Consider the following 4,453-nt stretch of genomic DNA (forward strand, 5'->3'; position numbering starts at 1 on the left):
CACCTTTCCCTCGCGGTACTTGTTCTCTATCGGTCACACAGTAGTATTTAGCCTTACGAGATGGTCCTCGCTGATTCACATGGGATTTCCCGTGTCCCATGCTACTCGGGATTCAGCTACTATCCTTTTAATTTTCGACTACAGGACTTTCACCTTCTCTGGTGCAGTACTTAGCTGCTTCGTCTAATCTCCGGATTCGATATCGCTGTCCCACTACCCCAAAGTGCAAGCACCTTGGTTTAGGCTCTTCCCCTTTCGCTCACCACTACTAGGGGAATCTCTTTTGATTTCTCTTCCTCCAGCTACTAAGATGTTTCAATTCGCTGGGTTCGCTCATGCTTACCTATATATTCAGTAAGCTGTATTCTGGGTTGCCCCATTCGGATATCTTCGGCTCGTTGCTTGCTTCCAGCTCCCCGAAGCTTTTCGTTGGTAACCACGTCCTTCTTCGCCTCTGTGTGCCTAGGTATCCACCATTAGCCACTTCTGGCTGTAAGGCGACAACTAATTCTTGCAAAAACTGACCTGGACACCACAGTATTTGCGCATGAGGTAATCCCCTAGTTTTGGCGAGTTCTCTTAGTTTATCAGGCTCAAGATTACCTAGTAGTAGCCAATTTTGTCCAAGAATTTGCATCTGTAAAATAGGCAGTTGAGCATCAATTAATTGACCTCCTACTGCGCCCGTGTTTACGGGTTGACCAACTGACAAAGATTGGTAAACCCCCTTGTGCTTGAGGACTTCCTTTGTGATTCCTGTAATTTCAGGGGTCACGGAATAGTTATAGAAAACTTTGATCGGTAAACGCTGTAACACCTCTAACCAACTATTGCTGCCATTACCTTGGAAATCTGTTGCGATCGCCCAATCGATCTGATTGACGCCTTGTTGTTGTAAAAATGGTATGATTGTGTTGCTTCCTGTACCCTCGTTTCCACTATTAATTAACGTTACCTTTCCTTGGTCTTGAATAACTAAAACTGGTTCTCCTCCTGCTGCTAGAACTGTAATCTGAGACAAAGTACTTACACTGTGCCATGCTGGAACCAATACTAAACTAACAGCTATTAGAGCTGTAAATAACCAGCGCTTTTGCCACCAAGGTATTAACCAAACTAAAAATATTAGCGTATAAATTGCTAACATTTGAGCAGTCGATATACTACGAACCGCAACGGATGCTCCTGGCAAGTTGGAGCAAAATTCGACTAAGTTAATCAGTAAATGGGTTGGATAATACAAGAAACTGGCTATGGAGCTTCCTAGATTAGGTGAAACCAAGCTTACTAAAGCGCTTAGCATTCCACCTATCACAACTATTGAAATCAATGGGCTAGCAAGAATACCTATTGGTAAACAGTAAAGTGGTACGACGCTGAACAAATGCAACTGTAAAGGTAAAGTCCAAATTGTAGCTGCTAGAGGAACTGCTATTAAAGAAGCGATCGCAGGTGGTAACCAATCCAGACGTTTAATTAATGGCGGTACTGTAACAATTAGCCCTAGGGTTGCTAAAAAACTGAGTTCAAACCCTAAATCCCAAATCCACAGAGGATTAAATAGCAACATTAGTACTGCTATCAGTAGTAAAGCACCTAATCTTTTTACTTTTCGTTTTAATCCCATACCAATTAATGCTGCAAATCCCATGAGTACCGCTTTAAGCACTGTTGGATGGAAACCTGTTAAAACTAGGAAACCTATTAATCCTAAGCATCCAAGAGTAAATTGAGTGACCCGTGTTGAACGCCTTGTTAAGGTGAGTACTACTGCTAAAATCAGGGAAGTTTTTAACCCAGGACCAGCCAAAGCATGAGCTAATCCAACTCGTACGAATGAGTCACGGGTGTTGAAAGGTAAATCAACAACTTTAGTGCCTAAAGTCATGGCACTAACAACCGTGCCTTCTGGTACACCTAACTTGTTAACTTGTGATTGGATAATTTGCTCTCGAACCTGCCACAGTCCCCATTTATGTTCCTCCTCATCCAGAATACTTAGCTGTCGTCCACTTAAACCTGCAAAAGAGCCCTCTTGCTTGAGAAACTGTTGGAAGTCGAAAGCACCAGGATTTGAGGCTGGTTGGGGTTTGTATAAAACACCAGTTACAGCAATTTGTTGACCAGGATGCAGCCCTGTAGCTTGAAGTAAAGGCACAGTCACATATAACTTACCTGTCACTCCTTTACTAACACCTGCGCGACCATTATCGTTTCTTACCTCGTCTAACTGAGTGGCTGCTAACCAAAATTGACCTTTCTGAGTGCGAGTTAAGTGTGGTGTGCTGGTGATTTGACCACGAACAATGAACAACTGCTCTTGGCGGTTATCGTTGTCTGAAGGAACAAACTTACTAATATCATTAATTCCTGGATGGGGAATACGTGATTGAAAATACACGCTTGCTAATAAGCCCACAACTCCAGCAATTAACCATACCATTGGCGCGTGATTAAGTTGCAGTGCCTGTGGTGTTGTCTTAGTATTGGTTACGAAGTTTTTCTTGAGATGCGCTCGTTTTCGTAGTTGGAGCGATCGTATTTTGAAGATAATTGCTGCTACTACACCTAGACCTAATACCCAAAGACCAGTTCCTGGAACTGCTGTAAACAGTAACCCCAGGATATAGCTCAGACAAATAATGACACCACTTACCTGAATCATCAAAATTTTTGCACAACTACCTGACGATCAAAGGGTCTATGTAAACTATGTTTTGATAGACCTAGACTACTAGTCTGGAGGCGCAAACGAATTTTGGCAATAGGTTATGTCAAATAGATAAGCCTAGCTTCAAGCCAAGTACAGCATGTAAAAATAAAATACAAAGTGCAGTACTGCCTAAGTAAGCATGAAGCATCCTGAAACCAGCTTTATCTCCAAGAAATCCACTCCAGGCGATCGCAGCATTAATGAGTAAAAGTAGCAAGGCGATCGAGCCAGTCAAAAAGTGAGGACTTTCCATAATTGGCTGATGTTGCATAACAAGGGATAAGATCCCGCCAGTGTAACCAAGCCCCATAAACAAAAACATCCAAGGTGCCAATGTGCGGTGGTCACTTCGACTTTTTAATGCAGCATCCTTATCCTGAATAAGTCTTCCTCTCCAACCAGCGAGTCCCACGAAACTACCCATAACAAATACCACAACTGCCATCATCGCTGGATGTCCCCAGTGTACAATTGGCTCAGGAACTCCCAAAGACCGAAACCAAGCTGCAATAGGTTCTAGAACATTACTTAAATTAGCCATATTATTCATTTTCCAATATTCAATATCGGAGCAAGGTGCAAACGCTTATAAGCTAAGCGTTTGCACCTTGGCTATTATTTCAGACTTTAGGCTAAACTTTTCTGAATTTATTGCTGCTTCAGAAGAGGAAAACCCAACTTCTCTCGCTGCTCTACGTATAACTGTGCAACCTTTCGTGCCAAATGCCGAATTCTTGCAATGTAGCGAGTGCGTTCTGTTACTGAAATGACTCCTCTAGCATCGAGCAAATTAAAAGTGTGTGAACACTTCAACACATAGTCTAAACCAGGCAGGACTAATCCTCGCTCTGTCAGTTGTTGAGCCTCTTGCTCGTACATATTAAACAGTGTCAGCAGCATTTCTGGATTTGAAGCTTCAAAGTTGTAAACACACTGCTCAATTTCTCCTTGTAGGAAAACATCTCCATAGGTAATGTCATCCGTCCACTGGATTTTGGTAATTGCTTCTACGCCTTGGAGATACATAGTCAATCGCTCCAGTCCATAGGTCATCTCAATTGACACTGGACGACAATCAACTCCACCACATTGTTGGAAATAGGTAAATTGGGTAATTTCCATCCCATCTAGCCATACTTCCCAACCTGTACCCCAGGCTCCCACTGTTGCATCTTCCCAATTATCCTCAACAAACCTTATATCGTGATCTTCGGGGCGAATGCCTAAAGCTCTCAAGGAATCCAGATAAATTTCTTGGATATTTTCTGGGGAAGGCTTAATAAGTACTTGGTACTGATAGTAGTGTTGAAAGCGATTTGGGTTTTCGCCATAACGCCCGTCTGTAGGGCGGCGGCAAGGTTCAACGTAAGCTACAGACCAAGGTTCCGGTCCCAACGCTCTCAAGAATGTATGGGGGTTTTTGGTGCCTGCGCCTTTCTCAATATCGTACGGTTGGGCAATTAGGCAACCGCGAGCAGCCCAGAACTGATGTAATGTTGCTATGACTGATTGGAAATTCACGTCTTGTCTATTCCTTAGTTAGCGAAGTGCTTAAACCATTGTTGCTTAAACCTAGCTCAGTAAGGATTTCCAGGCTCTCAAAAAAAAATCGAAAAAATTTTTGAGAAAAAGGTTGACAGATGAGAATAGACTCGCTACTATAAAAAAGTGCCAAAGACGAGCCGCGAAAAAACGCGACGTCGGAGGGACGCCGAACCTAGACAATATTATAGTTTGAAA

The 4,453-nt window shown here is 42.9% G+C and carries 2 protein-coding genes, 1 rRNA gene and 1 pseudogene; all 4 read right to left on the minus strand.

The features are described from left to right. A 23S ribosomal RNA gene (locus G4P69_RS35725) occupies nucleotides 1–497 on the minus strand; the annotation flags it as partial. A gap of 659 nt (nucleotides 498–1,156) precedes the next feature. Continuing rightward, nucleotides 1,157–2,665, minus strand: a pseudogene (locus G4P69_RS40790) (ComEC/Rec2 family competence protein); the annotation flags it as partial. A 109-nt stretch (nucleotides 2,666–2,774) separates the two neighbouring features. Continuing rightward, nucleotides 2,775–3,254 (minus strand): DUF4079 domain-containing protein, encoded by a 480-nt coding sequence (locus G4P69_RS35735; protein WP_208354681.1) that lies wholly within the window; start codon nucleotides 3,252–3,254, stop codon nucleotides 2,775–2,777. Nucleotides 3,255–3,361: 107 nt separating this feature from the next. Further along, nucleotides 3,362–4,234: a glycine--tRNA ligase subunit alpha gene (gene glyQ, locus G4P69_RS35740; protein ID WP_208354682.1), complete on the minus strand. Its 873-nt coding sequence runs from the start codon at nucleotides 4,232–4,234 to the stop codon at nucleotides 3,362–3,364. Nucleotides 4,235–4,453 lie beyond the last annotated feature (219 nt).

The organism is Aetokthonos hydrillicola CCALA 1050 (genome assembly GCF_017591665.1).
In the GTDB taxonomy this organism is placed as follows: domain Bacteria; phylum Cyanobacteriota; class Cyanobacteriia; order Cyanobacteriales; family Nostocaceae; genus Aetokthonos; species Aetokthonos hydrillicola.

Excerpts from the sequence above, each read along its gene's own strand:
- G4P69_RS35735 (WP_208354681.1), bottom strand. The coding sequence starts at position 3,254 with ATGGCTAATTTAAGTAATGTTCTAGAACCTATTGCAGCTTGGTTTCGG.